The organism is Pseudomonas sp. (assembly GCF_032058845.1).
Lineage (GTDB): Bacteria > Pseudomonadota > Gammaproteobacteria > Pseudomonadales > Pseudomonadaceae > Aquipseudomonas.
The window spans coordinates 10,039-11,031 of sequence record NZ_DAMCCR010000119.1 but is presented as its reverse complement, the minus strand read 5'-3'; the positions used below and the strand labels follow the sequence as shown (position 1 = coordinate 11,031).

1 protein-coding gene is annotated in these 993 nt (G+C 58.6%); it reads left to right on the top strand.

The genetic code is table 11. The annotated features are described in order from the left end of the window. The first annotated feature begins 418 nt into the window (after positions 1-418). On the top strand, positions 419-874 hold the full coding sequence (locus RT028_RS17830; RefSeq protein ID WP_312936440.1) for an REP-associated tyrosine transposase: 456 nt from the start codon (positions 419-421) through the stop codon (positions 872-874). Positions 875-993: the final 119 nt, after the last annotated feature.

The window sequence follows — 993 nt, the reverse complement described above, 5'->3', positions numbered from 1 at the left end:
TGGACTACAGCCTGATACAGCATTGCGCAAACCTGCGGCATCGGGCCGGCTACGCCGTCCATCGCGGCTGAAGCCGCTCCAACAAGATGGACTACAGCCTGATACAGCATTGCGCAAACCTGCGGCATCGGGCCGGCTACGCGGCATCGCGGCTGAAGCCGCTCCAACAAGATGACTACAGCCTGATACGGCATTGCGCAAACCTGTTGGAGCGGCTTTAGCCGCGATGGGCGGCGCAGCCGCCCCAGCTCAAGCGGCTTGGATCAACGGCACGTCCAATCTGCAAACCCCTCACATCGCCCGCCCCGCCTCCCAAGCGTCGATCCAAAGCGTCTCTGCCATATTTGGCAAATCACCCGCACAGGCCTATCCGTTCAAGAGGCACTACGTTGAAAATTCATTTTCAAGGAAGAACGAGATGCCCAACCGCCATTCACATACCCTCCGCCGTGGCCGTTACTCGGAGGCGGGAAGGCTGTACTTGCTCACGACCGTTACTCATCAGCGCATCTCGCTGTTCCATGACTTTCAGCATGCACGCCTGGTCATCGATCAACTGCGACGATGTGAACGCGAACAACTTTGCCGCTCACTGGCATGGGTCGTCATGCCGGACCATGTGCATTGGTTGATCGAGTTGAAGAAAGAACCGCTGGGGGGGTTGATGCGCAGATTGAAAGCACGTTCCAGCATGGCATTACACAAGGCTGGGTTACCCAGCCAGCGAGTTTGGCAGGCTGGGTATCACGACCGTGCGTTGCGCCGCGAAGACGATGTTGTTCGCGTCGCGAGGTATATCGTCGCCAACCCTGTGCGTGCGGGATTGGTTAAGAGCACACGGGAGTATCCGCATTGGGATGCGGTGTGGCTGTAGGCGACCGTTTTTTTGCAAGACTACGCTGCCGCTAATGGGACGGCTGCGGCGTCCATCGCGGCTGAAGCCGCTCCAACAAGTGTGTGAGGTACCTGATACGCAGGGGTGTAGGAGCGGCT

Bases quoted from the DNA above. Each gene is read 5' to 3' on its own strand.
- RT028_RS17830 (WP_312936440.1), top strand. From the start codon at position 419: ATGCCCAACCGCCATTCACATACCCTCCGCCGTGGCCGTTACTCGGAG.